Raw genomic sequence first — 20037 nt, 5'->3', positions numbered from 1 at the left:
ACTTCTTGAAAGGCCAGGCCCCGCTCACGCGGGCCTGGCTTTTTTCATGCGCTCTGGACGGCGGCCACGGCCGCCTTCTGCCGCTGGATTGCCAGCACCAGCAGCGCCGCCAGCAGGCAGGCGGCGCCGGCCGCGAACAGGGCCGGGTTGTAGGTCAGCATCAGGGTGCGGATGCGGCCCGCGCCATACGCGGCCACGGCGGCGCCCAGCTGGTGGCCCGCGAAGATCCAGCCGAACACCATGCCCGCCCGCTCCCGGCCGAACGTGGCCCCCACCAATTTGACGGTCGGCGGCACGGTGGCAATCCAGTCCAGGCCGTAGAACATGGCGAACAACGACAGGCCGTACAGGGTGAATTCCGAATACGGCAGCCAGAACAGGGACAAGCCCCGCAAGCCGTAGTACCAGAACAGCAATTTCCGGTTGTCATAACGGTCAGACAGCCAGCCGGACAGGATCGTGCCGAACAGGTCGAAGGCGCCCATCATGGCCAGCACGGATGCGGCCGGCACGGCGGACAGGCCCGAGTCGCCGCACAGCGAGATGAAATGCGTCTGGATCAGGCCGTTGGTGCTGAGGCCGCAGATGAAAAAGGTGCCGAACAGTATCCAGAAGGTACGATTGGAAGCCACGCTGCGCAGGATCAAAAAAGGCGTGGCGAACGTCATGCTTGCCGACGGCGACGCCACCAGCGGCGTGGCCGGGTCGGCGCCGTACGGACGCAAGGCCACATCCTGCGGACGGTTGCGCATGCACAGGAAAGCCAGCACGGCGACGATGGCGCAGGCGGCAAACACGGGCAGGACGGCCGTGCGCCAGCCGAAGTGTTCGATCAGCCAGGCGCCCACGGGCAGGAACAGCAGCTGGCCCGTGGCCGAGCTGGCCGTCAGCACGCCCACCACCAGGCCCCGGTGCGTCTCGAACCAGCGGTTCGCCACCACGGCGCTCAAGACCAGCGCCGTCATGCCCGAGCCCAGCCCCAGCAGGATGCCCCACAAGGCCACCAGATGCCAGAACTGCGTCATGCGCGTGGCCAGCAGCATGCCGGCCGCGATCAGGCCCAGGGCCACGCAGATGATATTGCGCAAGCCGAAGCGCTCCATCAGGATGGCGGCAAACGGCCCCATCAAACCGAACAGCACGAAGCGCACGGCCAGCGCGGAGGAAATCTGCTCGGCATCCCAGCCGAATTCGCGGCTCAGGGGCTGCATCAGCGCGCCTGGCAAGCCCAGCGCGGCCGATGACGTCAGGGCCGTAAGGAAAGTAATGGCGACGATGACCCAGGCAAAGTGGATGCCGCGCCGCTCCAGCCAGCGCGAAAAGGGAAGAGAAAGCATGCCGTCCTCATGAAAAAGTGAATACCGGCCAGCACCAGCCGACGGGATTTTTTCCATGTTATATTATGATCGTAATTTATACAATCAAAAAAACTGGAGCGACACTGCTGCGTGCCACTCCAGTCCTGGCTGCAAGACTTGTGAAGACGCCGCTTACTTGACCTTCAAGCCATTCTTCACGTCCTTCACGCCTTCCACGCCACGGGCCAGGTCGGCGGCTTTCTTTACTTGCTCCTGGGAAGGCACGAAACCGCTGAGCATGACGACGCCGTTGACCGTTTCCACGTGCACGTCAAGCGCTTTCAAGTCGTTGTCCTTGACGAGGTCCGCCTTGATCTTGGTGGTGATGACGGAGTCGGACATGGCCGTCTTGGTGCTGCCGGCCGCATTGCGCGTCATGCAGGCGGCCTTGGCCGTCGCATCCATGGCGTCGCAGTTTTCCTTCGTCGTGGCGGGCGGATTCTGCGCCACGTTGGTGCCGGCCTTGGCGCCCGTGTTGGCGTCGGCCAGCGCGGCCGACTTCGCAGCCTTGGCATCGTTCATGCATGTGGTTTTGTCGGCCCCCGTGCGGTCGCCGCACTTGGCCTTGGCCAGGTCATACTCGGCATTGGCGACGTCCTTGCGGGCCTTGCCCAGTTCGCGCGGCGTGTTGCGGTATTGGGCCACGGCGTCCGACTCGGCCTTGGCGCGCGCCACCTTGGCTTCTTCCACGCAGACTTTTTTCGCGTTGCCGCTGTGGCTGTCGCAGGCGGCCTTGGCCTGCTTGTAGTCGGCCGTTGCCTTGTCCGTCAAACTCTTGTACGAGGCGTCCTGCGCATACGCGGGCGCGGCGGCAAGCAGGGCGCTGGCACTGGCGGCCAGCATGAGTGCGATCATTTTGTTCATGATGGTTCCTCTCTGGTTAGTTGATGCCCAGATTAGACCCCTGCCGCGCGCAAAGCTCCGTGCGACAGCACACGCTGACACGCCATTCACGCAAAAACTCACTATCCTTTGTCGCCGCTCAAGCCCTTCCGCCACAATACTTGCGCCTGTTCAAATGGTGAAGCGGAGTCATCAAATGCGCCTGCGCCATCGGCCAGCGCCAGCCATGCCTGCGTGGCGTGGGAACTGCCTACACCGCCGCCCGCGGCCTCGCCAGCCGCGCGCACGCCGCGCATCCAGGCCAGCACGTCCCGGTACTGCCCGGGGTGGCGTCCATGCATCCAGGCCAGGGCGACCAGGTCCGCATAAGCCTCTTCGCGGCGCGTCTCGCGCAACTCCTGCGCCAGCGCCGTCAACTTGCCTTTCTGCATGCTGCGCGGCTCAACGAAGCCGCGCGGCAAGGCGTGCCAGTCGCCCTGCGCATAGCGCTGGCAATGGCCGATTTCATGCGCCGTCATCGCTTCCATCATCAGGCCGTGGCGCGTGGGTGGCACACCCTGCAAGACACTGTCCGCCTGCGCATTGCCACGCAGGGACAGCACCAGCTTGCAGCGCCCCCCTTCGTAGCCCAGCGCCAGCGGCACGGCGCCGGGCGCATCCTGGGGCTGCACGATGATATCGACGGGCAAACCTTGCGCGCGCGCAAACGCGATGACGGGCTGGCCCGCCTGCAGCCAGCGGGTTTCCAGATCGGTCAGCCCGGGACCAGCCACGGCGGGCAAAACGATGAGCAAGCTCATCAGCAAGAGCGGTTTCAACATGGGATAGACGGGAAGAAAGGAGGATTTACCACTGCAGAGTAAGCGGTGGACGTATTTCCACAAGGAAAAACTGGCAACTTTTCGCAAATAAAGACGAAAAAAAACCGGTGCGCAAGGCACCGGCTTTTCAGACTGATAATAATCAAGGTCAGCTTATTGCTTCGTCATCTTATCCAGCGCGCGGGCCGTGACGAATTCCGGACGGATATCGTTGGGCACGGCCTTCATCTTGTCGAGCGCCACCTGTACCTCTGGGCGGATGACCACGTATTTCGTCATCATCGCTTGCGCGCGCGCATAGTCGCCCGTCGCCTCGATGGTCAGAAATTCACGGTCCAGGTCGATCACTGCCTGCTTGATCTTCGCAAAATCGACGCCGAACCTGCCATCGCCCAGCGAGACGAAACCGCCCTTGTCGAGGATGTAATTCATCTGGATGGCCATGCCGCGCGCGTGCGAATCCGTCAGGCCGAAATGCAGGGTGCGGAAACCGGAGGCAAGGAAAGTGTTGTACAGCTTGCGCTCGGCCGCCTCGCCCTGGCCCAGGGTGTCGTTGAGCTGGCCCTTGTCCATCATGTAGCGCAGCGCGAACAAGCCCGTGATGTCGGCCTTGGCCTCTTCGATGGTCGAATACGCTTCCTTCAAGTCCTGGCGCGGCGTGGAAGCCTTGCCGTCGACGACGGTCGCGTGCGGACCCAGGCCGTGCATGATTTCATGCGCGAGGATGTGCGTGAAGAAGGAATTGAAATCGACGTCCTGCTGCGCTTCGGGTGTGAGCACCAGTTTCGAGATCGGCGTCAGGGTGGCCTTGAACTTGGCTTCCTGCACGTTCTTCAGCATGACGCGCTTGGAGCCGCGCGCGCTGATGATGCGCTCGTCATTGGGCAGGTTGTAGGCGGCCGTCTGCACGGCCATGTTGCCGTCGCCCGCGCCATACACCTGGTTGACCACCACCATCGGCGCCAGCGCGCCCACTTTCGGGTTGCGGTAGCGGGCGTCGAGCGGCAGGTTGTCTTCCAGCTCCTGCATGTGTTTGGCGAAGAAGTTCAGCTTTTGCGTCTCCGCCTGGTCGCGGATGTTCACGTAGGCTTCGAACGCGGCTTTGTAGCCGAACAGTTCATCGTTGTACGTTTCATACGGGCCGATGGTGATGTCGACGGGCGAATCGAGATCCATCCAGGCGAAGTCGGACGGCAAATAATCGTTGTCGAGGAAAGCCTTGGCGCGCAGGGTCAGGAATTTCTTCAGCGATGCATTATCCGTGGCGGCCGCCGCCTCGTCGAGCAGCCTGGCCAGCTGTTTCAGCTCCACCTTGTACTCGTCCGAATACTTGACGGTCTGGTACTTGCCATCCTTGCCCGCGCGGATGGTGGTAAAAAACCATTGCGCCTGCTGCTTGTCGTCCGCCGGCAAGCCATTCATCCACGTTTCCAGGCTGGCCTTGGTGGCGCCCTGCGGATAGAAATTGCCCGCTTCCGGCTTGTGCGCGGGAATGGCGATGCCCGCATAGCTGGCCGGCATGAACGAAGCGTGCGCGTCGAGCACCGACCATGGACCCTTGTTGATCCAGAAATAGTTCAGACGGGCCTGGCCCAGCTTTGATTTGTCCTTCTTCAGGGCTGCCCACAGGGCTTCGTTGCCGGACCAGCGCTGGCGCAGCTGCAGCACGTCGACCAGCTTGGCCGCTTCGACCAGCTTGGCGATGGCCTGGCGGTCGCCAGCGGACAGGTGGGTGACGTCGGCCGTCAGCGCGACGGGCGCGTAGCGGGCGCTCATGGCCGTCAGTTGCGCGGCGGTGGCCGGGGCGGCTGGCGCGGCCGCTGGCGTTGCGGCGCAGGCGTTGCCGACGGCGGCGGCCATCAGCAGGGGAATCAGGAGTTTTTTCATGGGGCCTCGGTTAAATTCTGGGGTCAGACCCCAAGTGAGGCAAATTGTAATCCACCAGCGCCCCCGCCTGTAGGGCAGGTTTTACCAAACCTTGTACACCTGCCCCGTCTGCGCCCCTTCCACGCTGCGGCTGTACGCCAGGGCCACGCGGCTGGCGGCGGCCGGCTCGAAGCCGTAGAAGAAGGAGCCGTACGACTCCAGCGACTCGGCCAGCACCGTCGGGCTGACGACATTGATGCGCACGCCCCGCTGCAACTCGATGGCGGCGCCCCTTACAAAACCTTCCACGGCCGCGTTGGTCATGCTGGCGGCCGTGCCGAAGCGGATAGGCTGCTCGGCCACGATGCCGCTGGTGAGGGTAATCGAACCGCCGTCGTTCAGGTATTCCTGCGCCACCAGCGCCACGTTGACCTGGCCCATCAGCTTGCTTTCCAGGCCCACCTGGAATTGCTCTGGAGTAAATTCGGCCAGGGGACCGAAATGCATTTTACCGGCCGTCACGACGACGGCGTCGACCTTGCCGATGCGCTTGAACAGGGCGCGCACTTGCGCGATGTCGCCCATGTCGGCCTGGTGGGTGCCGCTGCGGCTGCCCACTTCGATGATTTCATGGCGTGGCGCCAGTTGGGCGGCGACGGCCGTGCCGATGGTGCCGCTGGCGCCGATGATGACGATTTTCATGCTGCTTCCTTGTGTGGGTTGAACGATGGAGCCAGTATGCGCCGCTTACGAAAAGGAATAAATACGCTAGAATTTACAAGATTACCAACCCACAGTTTGCAATCGGGATGCCATGGATAAATTGCGCAGCATGGAGATTTTTGTCGCCGTCGTCGATGCGGGCAGTTTCACGGCCGCCGCCGAGGCATTCCATATTTCGCCCGTGATGGTGGGCAAGCACATCAAATACCTGGAAGAGCGGCTGGGCGCGCGGCTGCTGGCGCGCACCACGCGGCGGCAAAGCCTGACGGAAATCGGCCAGCAGTATGTGGAACAGTGCCGCCAGATCCTGGCCAGCATCCATGCGGCGGAACGGGGCGCGGAAGCCATGCGCGCGGCGCCGCGCGGCAAGCTGAAGATCACGGCGCCCGTGTCCTTCGGCAGCGAATGCATCGCGCCACTGATGGCCGATTACCTCGATGCGTATCCGGAAGTGAGCCTGGAGCTGAACCTGAACGACAGGACGGTGGACCTGGTGGAAGAAGGGTTCGACGCGGCCATCCGCATCGGCAAGCTGGAAGATTCCGCCATGGTGGCGCGCGCGCTGCGGCCGTATGCGATGGTGATCTGCGCCGCGCCCGCCTATCTGGCCAGGCACGGCACGCCGCGCACGCCGGCCGACCTGGCGCGCCACGAATGCCTGGACTTCATGCAGTGGACGCGCCACGTGCGCTGGCGCCTGGCCAGGAGCGGCGACGATGATGGCAGCCCCGTGCGCGAAAGCCGCTTCCGCTCGAACAACGGGCAGGCGCTGCGCGTGGCGGCCCTGCACGGCTTCGGCATCGTCATGCAGGCGGAAATCCTGATGGCTGGCGATATCGCCGCCGGCAGGCTGGTGGCGCTGCTGGCCGGCTACGTGCCGGCGCCGCGCCCCATGCACCTCGTGTATGCGCGCGACCGCCAGCCCACGCCGAAGCTGACGACCTTCATCGATTTTCTGCTGGAACGCTACGGGCCGGCGGCGACACCGCCACCGGCCACGCTCACGTAACCGTCGTACTTAATTGGCCTTTGCGGCGGGCGCGGACGCCAGTCTGGCCAGCTCGCCGTCCGGCTGCCAGCCGGCGCCCAGCGAACGGGCCACGGCGACCGTCGCCAGCAGGCGCTGGGTCTTGATCTGCGCGGCGGCGCGGTCCGCCGCCAGCGAACTGCGTTGCGCGTCGGTGACGTCGAGGTAGGTCGAGATGCCGCGCTCGTAGCGCGTGCGCGCCACCAGGTAGGCGCGCGCCGCCGCTGCCTGCGACAGGGCCTGGGCATCGCCCTGCAACTGGCGCTGTTCCACGTCGGACAGCGCATCTTCCACTTCGCGCAAGGCCGTCAACAGCTTCGTTTCGTGGTTCGCCACAGCTTCCGCATAGCGCGCCTTGGACAGGTCCAGATTGGCTTGGTTGCGGCCGCCGTCGAAGATGGGCAGGGACAGGGCCAGCGGGCCAAAACTGAACTGGCGCGAACCGCCCTGCGCCAGGTCGCGCAGCTTTTCGGAGGCGTAGCCGAAATTGCCCGTCAATTGCAGCGACGGGTAAAACGCGCCTTCGGCCACGCCCACTTGGGCGTTCGCCGCGCGCAGGCCCGCCACGCTGGAAACGAGGTCCGGACGGTGCGCCAGCAGGCTGGCCGGCAAGCCGACGGGGATGGCTGGCGGCAGCGGCAAGATCGACGGATCGGCGGCCACCGGCAATTGCAGCGCCGACGGCGGCTTGCCCGTCAAGGTGGCCAGGCTGTTTTCCAGCTGGTTGCGCTGGCGCTTGACTTCATGCAGGTCGGCCTGGGCGTTCGACAGTTCGACTTTCGCGCGCGCCAGGTCCAGCTCATTCGTCAGGCCCGCATTGAAGCGCGCCTCGACCAGCTGCGCCGACTCGCGGCGCGTGTCCAGGGCGCCATTCAAAATCGCCATTTCCGCATCCAGCCCGCGCAGCTGCCAGTAATTGCTGGCCACTTGCGACGACAGCATCAGCAGCACGCCGTCGCGGTCCGCCTGCGCCGCCAGCGCCTGCGAATCGGCCGCTTCGACCAGGCGTTTCACGCGGCCCAGCAAGTCGACTTCATACGACAGCGAGCCGCCGACGGAAAAATTGTTGCCGCTGATCGAGCGGTTGCCCAGGGCCAGGCCCTGCGAGGTGTTGGCCGAGGTGCGCGAGTTCGAGATGCCCGTGCTGACGTTCACGCTCGGACCCTGGTTGGCGCGCGCCGTGCCGCTTTGCGCCAGCGCCTGCAGCAATCGCTCGCCGGCCGCTTTTACACCGGGATTGTCCTGCAGCGCGCTCAGTTCCAGGCGGTTCAGGGTGGCGTCGCCATAGATGCTCCACCACTCTTTGGGCAGTTGCGCGGCGTCCGCCGCGGCCGCGCCGTGGCGGAAGGTGCCGTTATCGATACCGGCCACGTTTGCCGGGGCCGTGAAATCCTGGCCCACGGTGCCGCAGGCGGACAGCGCCACGGCAAGGGAAGCGGCCAGCGCGATTTTCGTCATTACTGTTTGCATGATGGTTTGCATGATGATTACCTTCTTGTTCTTGAGGTGGCTGCGTGCGGCGCTCAATGACCGCCGCCACCGCCACCGGGGGCTTTGAGTTTGTCGGCCAGCCACAGGGGCACGATGCAGGCCAGCAGGATGGCGCCGACGAGGAAGAAGCCGTCGTTGTAGGCCATCACATAGGCTTCGCGGCGCACGATGCCGTCGATCGCCTGCAAGGCCTGGTTGCCGGCCGTGACGGCGTCATAGCCCTTGGCCATGAACGAGGACGTCAGCTGGTCGATGCGCAGCTGCGTGGCGCTGGAATACGCGTTGATCGCTTCGCCCAGGCGCTGCGAGTGGAAATGCTCGCGGGTGCTCAGGGCGGTGGCCAGCAGGGCGATGCCGATCGAGCCGCCCAGGTTGCGCGTCATGTTGAACAGGCTCGAAGCGGATGCCATGTCCTTCGGCGCGATACCCTTCATGGCGAAGTTCGACAGGGTCAGCATGACGAAGGGCTGGCCCAGCGCGCGCACCACCTGCGACCACAGCAGCTGGTCGTAGCCGGTGGAGGCGTCCATGTAGGCATTCATCATGCACGAACCGCCGAACAGCAAGAGGCCGAACGAGCACAGGATGCGGTTATCCACCTTCGATGACAACTTGGCAACAAACGGCATGATGAACAGCTGCGGCAAACCCACCCACATGATGACTTCGCCGATCTGCATCGGCGAATAGCCGGCGATCTGGCCCAGGAACAGGGGTAGCAGGAAGGCCGAGCCATACAGGCCCATGCCCGTCACGGCCGACAGCACGGTGGCCACTAAAAAGTTACGCTGGCCGTACAGCGCCAGGTTGACGAACGGCTCGGCGCGCGTGGCGCTGGTGACGACCCAGCCCAGGATGCCCGTCAGGGCCAGCGCGGCGAAGGCGATGATGAAGCCGGAGTCGAACCAGTCCTTCGAATTGCCCTCTTCCAGGAAGATGGTCAGGCAGCCCAGGCCCAGGGCCATGAAGAAGATGCCCAGCCAGTCGGCCTTCCAGAACAATTTGAGCTGCATCGGCTCCTTGTCCAGGCCATAGATCATGCCGGCGATCAGCAGCACGCCGGGCACCCAGTTGATGTAGAAGATCGAAGGCCAGCCATACAGCTCGGAGAGATAGCCGCCCAGGGTCGGGCCCATGGCCGGCGCCAGGGTCGCCGTCAGGCCGAAGATGGCCATGCCGACGGCGCGCTTCGAGGCGGGCAGCTTGAGCATCACCAGCGTGAACGCCATGGGGATCAGCGCGCCGCCCGTAAACCCTTGCAGCATGCGGAAGACGATCATGCTTTCCAGGTTCCAGGCCGCCCCGCACAGGGTGGAGAACAGCAGGAAGAAAGCGGTGGTGCCTATCATATAGGCGCGCAGTCCGAACACGCGCGCCAGCAGCGCAGTGAGGGGAATGACGATGATTTCCGCCACCAGGTAGGCCGTGGAAATCCACGAGCCTTCTTCCTGGGTGGCCGACAGCGAGCCAAGGATGTCCCTGAGCGAGGAATTGGTGATCTGGATGTCGAGCACCGCCATGAAGGCGCCCAGCATGCCGGCGCCGACCGCCAGCCAGGTGCGTCCGGAGACTTTCTCACTGATCACGGGAAACGCTGGCGGCTTCGCCAGCGTGGTGGAGGAGCTGCTCATGGAAGCTTAGCGTGCGGTGGTCTGGGCGGCAGGAGCGGCGGCGTGGCGCGCGGCCTTGTCCTGAGCCTGCTCGGGCTGGTTCACTTCCACTTCGGCGATCACCGACATGCCCGGCACCAGGCGGCCACTCATGGCCTTGATGTCTTCCGGCTGGAAGACGATTTTCACCGGCACGCGCTGGACGATCTTGGTGAAGTTGCCGGTGGCATTATCGGCCGGCAGCAGGGCAAATTGCGCGCCCGAGGCAGGCGCAAAGCTGTCAACCGTGCCCACCAGCTTCTTGCCCGGCATGGCGTCGATGGTCACGTGCACGCTCTGGCCGCGGTGCAGGTCGGCCAGCTGCGTTTCCTTGAAGTTGGCAGTGACCCAGACGTTGTCCTGCACGATGGCCGTCAACTGCTGGCCAGGCTGCACGCGCATGCCCGTTTCCACGTTGCGCTTGCCGATGCGGCCGGCGACGGGGGCCAGGATGCGGTTGTATTGCAGCTGCTGTTCCGCATCCTTCAGTTGCACGCGCAGCACGGCCACTTGCGCCTTGGCGACGTCGCGCGCAGCTTGCGCCGCGCCGATCTGCGCCTTGGCGGCGGACGCGCTGTCGCGGCGGGCGGACAGGTCGGCCACGGCGCTCGAGCGGGCCGCGTTGGCGGCGTCGAGTTCCGCTTTCGAGACGGCTTTCATCTGGCTCGTGTACAGCTGGCCATAGCGCTCCGCATCCTGTTTGGCGCGCAGCAGCTGCGCATCGGCTTGCGCCACCTGCGCCTGGGCGGCGCTCGCTTGCGCCTGCACTTGCGCGATCTGCGCATCGGCCTGCAGCACTTGCTGCTCGGCGCTGGCGATCTGCGCGGCGATCTGCTCGGTCTTCACGCGCTGGTCGAATGGATCGAGTTCGGCGATCACGTCGCCCTCTTTCACGATTTGATTGTCGTCAATAAAAACCTTGGTGACGACGCCGGAAATGCGCGCCGACACGGGATGCACGTGGCCGGCCACATAGGCGTTTTCCGTTTCCACGAAATAGTGGCTGCGGTACCACATGCGCGCGCCGGCACCCAGCGCCACGAGGACGATCAGGCCGGCGATGATTTTGACGCGGTTGTTCGGTGCTGCGGAGCTGGCCGAAGCGGCGGGCGTGGAAGGTGCGGCGGGGGCCGCGGGTGGGACGGCGCTCAGCACCTTGTGCTCTGCCTGGCCTGGCTGGTTGGACATACTCGCTCCGGAAATGAAATGATATAGGTTCATTATTGGGCAAAGAAAAGCCAAAGTCAAGAAATGAAACGATTGCATTTCATTTTAATTTGCACTACAGTGTGAGCCATCACTTACCCTCCAACTTATAAAGAGACCCAGACCATGTCCGATCCCGGCCTCAGCGATACCTTGCCCACCGATACAGAATCCGACGCCGCCGCCCAGGAGCTTTCCTGCTGCGGCAAGCCAGCCGGCCGCCCCCGCGCAGCCGACATGGAGGCGCGCATGGAAAACCTGCTGCACACGGCCGGCTGCCTGTTTCTGGAAAAGGGGTATGGGAAAGTGAGCCTGGAAATGATCGCGCGCGAAGCCCACGTGGCCGTGCGCACGATTTATGTGAAATTTGGCGGCAAGTCGGGCTTGTTCAATGCCGTGGTGGAATTACGCCGCGCCGCCTACTTTTCGACCATGCCGGCGCTGGAAACGGACATGCGGCCCCTGCACTCCATTTTGAGCGAGTTCGGCCTGCTGTTCGTGCAACTGGTCACCATGCCGGCGGCGATCCGCCTGAATCGCATGGTGGTGGCCGAAGCGGCCACGCATCCGGAACTGGCGGAAACGTTTTACAAGGTGGGGCCGGGACAGACGCGCGAAATGCTGACCAAGTTTTTCAGCCGCCCCGACATCGCGCCGTTGTTTCGCGCGGAATTGACACCCTCCATCCTGGCGCTGCACCTGCTCAATTGCCTGCTGGGCGATCAGATGTCGCGCCTGCTGTTTCCGCCACAGGCGCAACCGGACGTGGCGCAACTGCGCGCCAAGGTGGCAGTCAGTCTCGACCTGTTTCTGCACGGCACCCTGCGCCAGCCGCAGGCGGACTGACGCGGAAGTCAGCCAGGGCGGCCGCAGTCTTCCGGCAGCGCCGCTTCGGCCTGTTCATCGCTCAAGCCCAAGGCACGCAGGAAAGGCTGGGCTGCCGACGCGCCATCAACACTGAGTGAAGACTCACTTCCATCGTGGCGCACCGGCCCATAGCGCATCAGGTCGAACGAAGTTTCAAAGCGCTGCGCCAGGAAATAGGTGCGGAAGTAATCGAAGGAAAATGCCACCTGGCCATCGTCCCGCAGCAGCAAGCCCCGCGCATACAGCGGCGCCAGCCAATCCCCGGCGGCCATGCTCCAGCCTTTCACGCCGCAATAGTCGCTGGCAAAGCGCTCCAGTTCCGCCTCGTTGAGGAACACGCTCTTGGCTTCGAACATCACGAATGCCAGCTCGATCAGGAATTCGCGCGCATCGGCAGCCGCGCCGGCAGCCACGCGCTGCTGCACGCCCGCCTTGCCCAGCAAGCCATCGAGATACCCGCGCTCGCCGGCCAGCTGCGGCAGCAAGGTGGCAAATACATACTCGGCGTCCATCTGCCCCGCTTCCTGGCCATTCGGCGTGTACAGCACCGACAGGGCGAAGTTCTTGCTTACGTCATCGAACTCGCGCAGCGACACCGTCCACTGCGTGCCTGGCGCGCCGCCATCGGCCGCGTCCGTACCGAATTCGAGCACGGCAAACGCCGCCATCTGGCCATGCGCACCATACAGGCTGCCGGGATTGCTCTTGAACAAGATGCCCAGCGACTTCATCAGCGAACTGGCGTCGCCCGTATGCTGGTGGCCATGGAACACGGCGTGGATATTCTTGTAATGCGCGCGCTGCTCGGCGCTGGCGTGCTCATCGGCGGAGAAAAAGCTGAAGCCGGCATTGCCCAGCGCCGCAGCCGCGACGCCCTGCTGGCGGCTACCCGGCACCAGGTAGAAACGCGCGCCGGGCAAGCTGGCCGCCTGCAGCAAGGGGCGCAGGAAGGATTCGTAGACGTACACGGGCGTGGTGCCGGCACAGGCGTCCAGCGCCACCAGCTGGCCCGTGAAGAAAATCGCATCGATCTTCTTGCCTGCCGCCAAGATAGCGGCCACATCCTGGTACAAGGCGTGCAGCATCACGGCTTGCTCTTGCTCATCGGCCCTGCGCAAACGGACATCGGCAATATGAAGGGCGGTAAATTTTTTCATTGTTGCAAAACTTTCTTAGAGCCTATCCCAGTAGGGAGCGTCTTCTGCTGGCAGTTCATCAGGAGCGCGGACAAGGCGTGAGGAGGACGCGTAGCGAGCCATGCGACGACTCCCCGCTCCCGAGGGTCGCCAGCAGGGGATGTATTCACCTACCGGGACAGGCTCTGAGTACAGCGGAACTTGACCGCCTCCCACGCTGGCAACATTCCTGGAAAAATCACACGCTGCTATTGAAGCAAAACATGGTGACAGACCTCCATTCTGCCACTTTTTCCATACGGCAATACTCACCAATTTTCACATGCGATGGATCCGCAACGTCCTATCTGCGGTTTACGCTGCCAGGATCAAGGGATATAAAAAAACCCGCAATCGCTTGCGGGTTTTTAATGTTGCAACGTGCGCTTAAAACATCAGCGCTTGCGCGGCGGCGGCAAGTCCGTGCACACGCCTTCGTACACTTCCGCTGCCATGCCAATCGACTCGCCCAGGGTCGGGTGCGGGTGGATGGTCTTGCCGATATCGGTGCCGTCGCAGCCCATTTCGATGGCCAGGGCGATTTCTCCGATCATGTCGCCCGCATGCGTGCCGACGATGGTGCCGCCGATGATGCGGTGCGTTTCAGCGTCGAACAGCAGCTTGGTAAAGCCTTCGGCGCGGCCGTTGGCCACGGCGCGGCCGGAAGCGGCCCACGGGAAGTGTCCCTTCTCGACCTTGATGCCCTTGGCTTTCGCTTCGTCTTCCGTGATGCCGGCCCATGCCACTTCCGGATCCGTGTAGGCGACCGACGGGATCACCTTGACGTCGAAATGCGACTTCTGGCCGGCAGCCGCTTCGGCGGCCACGTGGGCTTCATGCACGGCCTTGTGCGCCAGCATCGGCTGGCCGACCAGATCGCCGATGGCGAAGATGTTCGGCACGTTGGTGCGCATCTGGCTGTCGACGTTGATGAAGCCGCGGTCCGTCACCTGCACGCCGGCCTTGTCGGCCGCCAGCTTCTTGCCGTTCGGGCTGCGGCCCACGGCGACGAGCACCAGGTCGTAGACTTGCGGCGCTGGCGCCGTGGCACCCGCTTCGGCCGCTTCGAACGTGACCTTGATGCCTTCCGGCAACGCCTCGACGGCGACCGTCTTGGTCTTGGTCATGATGTTGTCGAAACGCTTCTCGTTGAACTTCTGCCACACCTTGACGGCGTCGCGGTCCGCGCCCTGCATCAGGCCATCCATCATTTCGACCACGTCGATGCGCGCGCCGAAGGTCGAATAAACGGTCGCCATTTCCAGGCCGATGATGCCGCCGCCGATGACCAGCATGCGTTTCGGGATCTGGCGCAACTCCAGCGCGCCCGTCGAATCGACGATGCGCGGGTCTTCCGGCACGAAGGGCAGCTTCACCACGGACGAACCGGCGGCGATGATCGCTTGCTTGAACTGTACGACTTTTTTCGAACCGTCGCCAGCCGTCACTTCGATGTGGTTCGCGGAGAGGAACTGCCCCACGCCCGTGACGACTTGCGTCTTGCGCGCCTTGGCCATGCCGGCCAGGCCGCCCGTCATGTTCGAAATTACACCTTCCTTGTACTTGCGTACCTGATCGATATCAATGGTCGGCTTGGCAAATGTCACGCCCGTATTCGACATGTGCGCCGTTTCATCGATGACGGAAGCCACGTGCAGCAGCGCCTTCGACGGGATGCAGCCCACGTTCAGGCACACGCCGCCCAGGGTGGCGTAGCGCTCGACGATGACCGTCGACATGCCCAGGTCAGCCGCGCGGAACGCCGCCGAGTAGCCGCCAGGACCGCCGCCCAATACCATCATGTCGACGTCGATGTCGACCTGGCCGCTGTAATTGCCGGCCGGGATGGCGGCGGCAACTGGTGCTGCCGCAGGGGCGGCAGCCGGAGCCGCCGCTGGTGCAGGAGCTGCTGCAGGCACTGCAGCAGCCGCGCCTTCAGCCGCTTCCACCACCAGCAGCGCGCTGCCTTCGGCGATCTTGTCGCCGACCTTGACCTTGACTTCCTTGACGACGCCCGCGTGGGTCGACGGGATCTCCATGCTGGCCTTGTCCGATTCGACCGTGATCAGGGACTGGTCCACCTTGATGGTGTCGCCCACCTTGACCATCAGTTCGATGACTTCGACTTCCTTGAAATCGCCGATATTCGGTACTTTTACCTCTACTGTGCTCATCAATCGCTCCTTACAGCAGAATTTTGCGCATGTCGGCCAGGACTTCGCCGAGGTACACGGAGAATCGCGCGCCCATCGCGCCATCGACCACGCGGTGGTCGTAGGACAGCGAAGTGCCCATCATCAGGCGCGGCTGGAAGGCCTTGCCATCCCATACCGGCTTGATCGAGGCTTTCGACAGGCCCAGAATGGCCACTTCCGGCGCATTGACGATAGGCGTGAAGTGCGTGCCGCCGATGCCGCCCAGGGACGAGATCGTGAAGCTGGCGCCCTGCATGTCGGCCGGTTTCAGCTTGCCTTCGCGCGCTTGCAGCGACAGTTCCGTCATTTCGCGGGCGATTTGCGAGACCGACTTCTGGTCCGCGCCCTTGATGACGGGTACCACCAGGCCATTCGGCGTGTCGGCCGCGAAGCCGATGTTGTAGTACTGCTTGAGGATCAGGTTTTCGCCCTTGGCGTCGAGCGATGCGTTAAACGCGGGGAATTTCTTCAGCGCGGCGACAGAGGCCTTGATGACGAATGCCAGCATGGTCAGCTTGGCCGCATCCTTGTTCTTCGCATTGGCCGCGTTGGTGTCGACGCGGAACGCTTCCAGGTCGGTCACGTCCGCTTCGTCGAACTGCGTGACGTGCGGGATCATGACCCAGTTGCGGTGCAGATTCGGACCCGAGATTTTCTTGATGCGCGACAACGGCAACAATTCGGTCGTGCCGAATTTGCTGAAGTCCAGCGACGGCCATGGCAGCAGATCCAGGCCCACGCCCGAACCGCCTTTGGCAGCGACTGGAGCATTTGGCGCAGCAACCGCGCCCGACATCACGCCCTTGACGAAGTTCTGCACGTCTTCCTGGGTGATGCGGCCCTTCGGACCGGAACCGCCGACCAGCGCCAGTTCCACGCCCAGTTCGCGCGCGAACTTGCGGATCGAAGGCGACGCGTGCGCCAGCTTGCCATTCGCTGCAGGTGCGGCGGCAGGCGCTGGTGCAGCAGCAGCGACCGGCGCCGAAGCGACGGCGGCGGCTGGCGCGGCGGCAGCTTGCGCTGGCGCGGCAGCTGGTGCAGCGGCAGGAGCGGCAGCGCCACCGGTCGTTTCCACCACCAGCACCAGGCTACCCTTGGCGACCTTGTCGCCGACCTTGACTTTCAATTCCTTGACGATACCGGCATGGCTCGATGGAATTTCCATGCTGGCCTTGTCCGATTCGACCGTCAGCAGCGACTGGTCGACCTTGATCGCGTCGCCCACCTTGACCATCAGTTCGATGACTTCGACTTCCTTGAAGTCGCCGATATCGGGCACGGTCACGTCGACCAGGGCCGGCGCGCCGGCTGGGGCGGCAGGCGCTGGCGCGGCCGCAGGGGCGGCGGCCGGGGCGGCTTCAGCGGCAGGTGCCGGGGCGGCGGCAGCTGGCGCCGGGGCCGAGGCGTCGTCCGCCACTTCCAGCAGCAGCACCAGCGAACCTTCGGCGATCTTGTCGCCCACGTTGACTTTCAATTCCTTGACGACACCGGCGTGGCTCGATGGAATTTCCATGCTGGCCTTGTCCGATTCGACGGTAATGAGGGACTGGTCGACCTTGACCGTGTCGCCTGGCTTGACCATCAGTTCAATGATCTCGACTTCCTTGAAATCGCCGATATCCGGGACTTTGACTTCCACAATGCTCATAGCTTGCTCCGTTATTTTATTTGTCAGATGGACCCGCACACACGCCAGGGCGGCACTTTCGCACCGCCCTGGCATCATCGGGTCCGCACAACGATTACTGGGTCACCGGATTCGGTTTGTTCGCGTCGATGCCGTACTTGGCGATCGCCTGCTCCACCACCGACACGTCGATCTTGCCTTCGTCAGCCAGCGATTTGAGCGCGGCCACGGTGACATAATAACGGTTCACTTCGAAGAACTCGCGCAGCTTGGCGCGGCTGTCCGAGCGGCCAAAGCCATCGGTACCGAGCACTTTGTAGGTGCGGCCCTTCGGCATGAAGGCGCGGATCTGTTCTGCAAATGCGCGCATGTAGTCGGTCGTGGCGACGATCGGGCCATCCGTGTCCTGCATCAGCGACGTCACGTAAGGCACGCGCTGCTGCTTCGACGGGTTGACCATGTTCCAGCGTTCGGCATCCTGGCCATCGCGAGCCACCAGGGTCAGCGACGGCGCCGACCACACGTCCGCGGCCACGCCCCAGTCGTTTTCCAGCAATTCGGCGGCGAAGATCGATTCGCGCAGGATGGTGCCGCAACCGATCAGCTGTACGCGCAGCTTGGCGTCCGCCTTGCCTTCTTGCAACTTATACATGCCTTTCAGGATGCCTTCTTCCTGGCCTGGCTTGATGCCTGGCTGGGCGTAGTTCTCGTTCATGATCGTGATGTAATAGAACACATCTTCCTGGTTGGCGATCATGCGGCGCAGGCCGTCCTGGATGATGACGGCGACTTCATGGCTGAAGGTCGGGTCGTACGGCATGCAGGTCGGGATGGTCGCGGCGAAGATATGGCTGTGGCCATCTTCGTGCTGCAAGCCTTCGCCGTTCAGCGTCGTACGGCCGGCCGTGCCGCCCATCAGGAAGCCACGGGCGCGCATGTCGGCCGAAGCCCACACCTGGTCGCCGATGCGCTGGAAGCCGAACATCGAGTAGAAGGTGTAGAACGGGATCATGATGCGGTCGTTGGTCGAATACGACGTCGCCGCGGCGATCCACGAGCTCATGCCGCCCGCTTCGTTGATGCCTTCTTGCAGGATCTGGCCGGCCTTGTCTTCGCGGTAGTACATGACCTGGTCTTTGTCGACCGGCTCGTACAACTGGCCTTTCGGGTTGTAGATGCCGATCTGGCGGAACAGGCCTTCCATGCCGAAGGTACGCGACTCATCGACCAGGATAGGCACGACGCGCTGGCCCAGGTTCGGGTCTTTCAGCAGGGTCGAAATGACGCGCACGAAGGCTTGCGTGGTCGAGATTTCGCGGCCTTCCGGCGTCGCTTCCAGCACGTTCTTGAACGCGTCCAGGCCAGGCACGGGCAGGGTTTCTTCCGCCTTCTGGCGGCGCTGCGGCAGGTAGCCGCCCAGGGCCTTGCGGCGCTCGTGCAGGTAGACCATTTCCGGCGCGTCGTCGGCTGGCTTGAAGAACGGGATGTCGGCCAGCTTGTCGTCCGGGATCGGCAGCGAGAAGCGGTCGCGCATTTCGCGGATGGCTTCGTCGTCGAGTTTTTTCGTCTGGTGCGCCGTGTTGCGCGCTTCGCCGGACTTGCCCATGCCGTAGCCCTTGATGGTTTTCACCAGCAGGACGGTCGGCTGGCCCTTGTGTTCCTGGGCGATCTTGAATGCAGCGTAAATCTTGTGCGGATCGTGGCCGCCACGGGTCAGGCGCCAGATGTCGTCGTCCGTCATGTTGGCAACCATTTCCAGCAGCTTCGGATGCTTGCCGAAGAAGTGCTTGCGCACGTAGGCGCCGTCTTTCGCCTTGTAGTTCTGGTATTCGCCGTCGACGGTTTCCATCATCACGCGCTGCAGGATGCCTTCCTTGTCTTGCGCCAGCAGAGCATCCCAGCCCGGGCCCCAGATGACCTTGACGACGTTCCAGCCCGCGCCGCGGAATTCGCCTTCCAGTTCCTGGATGATCTTGGTGTTGCCGCGCACGGGGCCGTCCAGGCGCTGCAGGTTGCAGTTGACCACGATGACCAGGTTGTCGAGCATGTCGCGCGCGGCCAGGCCGATCGCGCCCAGGGATTCCGGCTCGTCCATCTCGCCATCGCCGCAGAAGGCCCAGATTTTACGGTTGTCGGTCTTGGCGATGCCGCGTGCGTGCAGGTATTTCAGGAAGCGCGCCTGGTAGATCGCCATGTGCGGGCCCAGGCCCATCGACACGGTCGGGAACTGCCAGAAGTCAGGCATCAGCTTTGGATGCGGGTACGAAGACAGGCCCTTGCCGTCGACTTCCTTGCGGAAGTTCAGCATTTGCTCTTCCGTCAAACGGCCTTCGAGGAAGGCGCGCGCGTAGACGCCAGGCGAGGAGTGGCCCTGGATGTACAGCAGGTCGCCGCCGTGGTCGGCCGTCGGCGCGTGCCAGAAGTGGTTGAAACCGATGCCCAGCATGTTCGCCAGCGAAGCGAACGAGGACAAGTGGCCGCCCAGGTCGCCGTCGGCGCGGTTGGCCTTGACCACCATGGCCATGGCGTTCCAGCGCATCCACGAGCGCAGGCGCTCTTCGTATTCCAGGTTGCCGGGGCAGTGTGCTTCTTGCTTGGTGGGGATGGTATTGACGTAGGCGGTGGTGCTGGAGAACGGGATCTGGGCGCCGCGGCGGCGGGCCAGGTCAACCATGCGCTCCATCAGGTAATGCGCGCGTTCCGGACCTTCATTTTCCAGCACCGCTTCGAGCGCGTCCAGCCACTCCTTGGTTTCCTGCATATCCGGGTCGGTGCCGATCTGTGTCGTTACCTGGTTCAGTTGAGCTGACATCTGTTGAGTCTCCTTTGTGAACGCCCCACCCCGATTTTCCGGATCGCTGTCGGACGGTATTTCGCTGATTATTTACTATTAAGTCGGTTTAGTGTGGGGATTCTAACAGCGTATTTAGTATTTTTCAAATTACGATATAGCATTTCATATCGTGAAATTACCCTATGAAATTTATGCTGCACTGCCGCAAATTCTGTGCGGAAATTAGGATGAGCAGAGTAGCAAAAGGAATCAACACCCCAGTCGTCCGCACAGGCTCCCCGGGCCAAGCGGGCCTGAAAAATGTCGAGGGCCAGGCGCGGCGACGCAGACAGTACGCCAGTACGGCAAGGAGCTGCAACGCCGCCATCGGCATTTTCTCAGGCCCGCGTCTCTGG

General features: G+C 63.3%; 14 protein-coding genes. 2 read left to right on the top strand and 12 right to left on the bottom strand.

The features are described 5' to 3' along the window. Window positions 1-44: 44 nt before the first annotated feature. The 5 genes from AC07X6_RS24100 to AC07X6_RS24080 all read right to left on the bottom strand — a co-directional run bounded on the left by AC07X6_RS24100 (window position 45) and on the right by AC07X6_RS24080 (window position 5590). On the bottom strand, window positions 45-1337 hold the full coding sequence (locus AC07X6_RS24100) for an MFS transporter (RefSeq protein ID WP_494792627.1): 1293 nt from the start codon (window positions 1335-1337) through the stop codon (window positions 45-47). 153 nt (window positions 1338-1490) lie between these two features. After that, window positions 1491-2222, bottom strand: coding sequence for a BON domain-containing protein (locus tag AC07X6_RS24095; protein ID WP_230539774.1), 732 nt, complete (start codon window positions 2220-2222; stop codon window positions 1491-1493). A 101-nt stretch (window positions 2223-2323) separates the two neighbouring features. Beyond that, window positions 2324-3022 (bottom strand): hypothetical protein, encoded by a 699-nt coding sequence (locus AC07X6_RS24090; protein WP_494792626.1) that lies wholly within the window; start codon window positions 3020-3022, stop codon window positions 2324-2326. Between the two features lie 153 nt (window positions 3023-3175). Further along, complete coding sequence (locus AC07X6_RS24085) at window positions 3176-4909, bottom strand: dipeptidyl-peptidase 3 family protein (protein WP_494792625.1); 1734 nt, start codon at window positions 4907-4909, stop codon at window positions 3176-3178. A gap of 81 nt (window positions 4910-4990) precedes the next feature. Further along, window positions 4991-5590, bottom strand: a complete 600-nt coding sequence (locus AC07X6_RS24080; RefSeq protein WP_494792624.1) for a short chain dehydrogenase — start codon at window positions 5588-5590, stop codon at window positions 4991-4993. 112 nt (window positions 5591-5702) lie between these two features. Between AC07X6_RS24080 and AC07X6_RS24075 the strand changes: the two genes are divergently transcribed. Then, entirely contained in the window at window positions 5703-6620 is a 918-nt protein-coding gene (locus tag AC07X6_RS24075; RefSeq protein ID WP_494792623.1) for a LysR family transcriptional regulator, read from the top strand. A 9-nt stretch (window positions 6621-6629) separates the two neighbouring features. Here the strand turns inward: AC07X6_RS24075 and AC07X6_RS24070 are convergent, their stop codons facing one another. The 3 genes from AC07X6_RS24070 to AC07X6_RS24060 are packed head-to-tail and all read right to left on the bottom strand — an operon-like array spanning window position 6630 to window position 10966. Further along, a complete protein-coding gene (locus AC07X6_RS24070; protein ID WP_494792622.1) occupies window positions 6630-8108 on the bottom strand; it encodes an efflux transporter outer membrane subunit in 1479 nt (492 codons plus the stop codon). A gap of 53 nt (window positions 8109-8161) precedes the next feature. After that, entirely contained in the window at window positions 8162-9760 is a 1599-nt protein-coding gene (locus tag AC07X6_RS24065; protein ID WP_474292534.1) for a DHA2 family efflux MFS transporter permease subunit, read from the bottom strand. 6 nt (window positions 9761-9766) lie between these two features. Further along, window positions 9767-10966 (bottom strand): HlyD family secretion protein, encoded by a 1200-nt coding sequence (locus tag AC07X6_RS24060; RefSeq protein ID WP_494792621.1) that lies wholly within the window; start codon window positions 10964-10966, stop codon window positions 9767-9769. Window positions 10967-11110: 144 nt separating this feature from the next. On the opposite strand from AC07X6_RS24060, the gene AC07X6_RS24055 reads away from it, so the two are divergent. Further along, the gene (locus tag AC07X6_RS24055; protein WP_230539782.1) at window positions 11111-11830 is read left to right on the top strand and encodes a TetR/AcrR family transcriptional regulator; all 720 of its coding nucleotides are present in this window, start codon (window positions 11111-11113) and stop codon (window positions 11828-11830) included. An 8-nt stretch (window positions 11831-11838) separates the two neighbouring features. On the opposite strand, the gene AC07X6_RS24050 is transcribed toward AC07X6_RS24055, so the two are convergent. From AC07X6_RS24050 to aceE, 4 genes are all read right to left on the bottom strand, one after another. Next, the gene (locus AC07X6_RS24050) at window positions 11839-13008 is read right to left on the bottom strand and encodes a hypothetical protein (protein ID WP_494792620.1); all 1170 of its coding nucleotides are present in this window, start codon (window positions 13006-13008) and stop codon (window positions 11839-11841) included. Window positions 13009-13421: 413 nt separating this feature from the next. Then, window positions 13422-15200 (bottom strand): dihydrolipoyl dehydrogenase, encoded by a 1779-nt coding sequence (gene lpdA, locus AC07X6_RS24045; RefSeq protein ID WP_494792619.1) that lies wholly within the window; start codon window positions 15198-15200, stop codon window positions 13422-13424. A 10-nt stretch (window positions 15201-15210) separates the two neighbouring features. Beyond that, complete coding sequence (gene aceF, locus AC07X6_RS24040; RefSeq protein WP_494792618.1) at window positions 15211-16869, bottom strand: dihydrolipoyllysine-residue acetyltransferase; 1659 nt, start codon at window positions 16867-16869, stop codon at window positions 15211-15213. A 94-nt stretch (window positions 16870-16963) separates the two neighbouring features. Then, window positions 16964-19660, bottom strand: a complete 2697-nt coding sequence (aceE, locus tag AC07X6_RS24035; protein ID WP_099408847.1) for a pyruvate dehydrogenase (acetyl-transferring), homodimeric type — start codon at window positions 19658-19660, stop codon at window positions 16964-16966. Window positions 19661-20037: the final 377 nt, after the last annotated feature.

Source organism: Janthinobacterium sp. GW460-12-1-14-LB5, assembly GCF_059423585.1.
The sequence above is the reverse complement of the archived record's forward strand: the minus strand, read 5'-3'. Positions and strand labels throughout refer to the sequence as shown.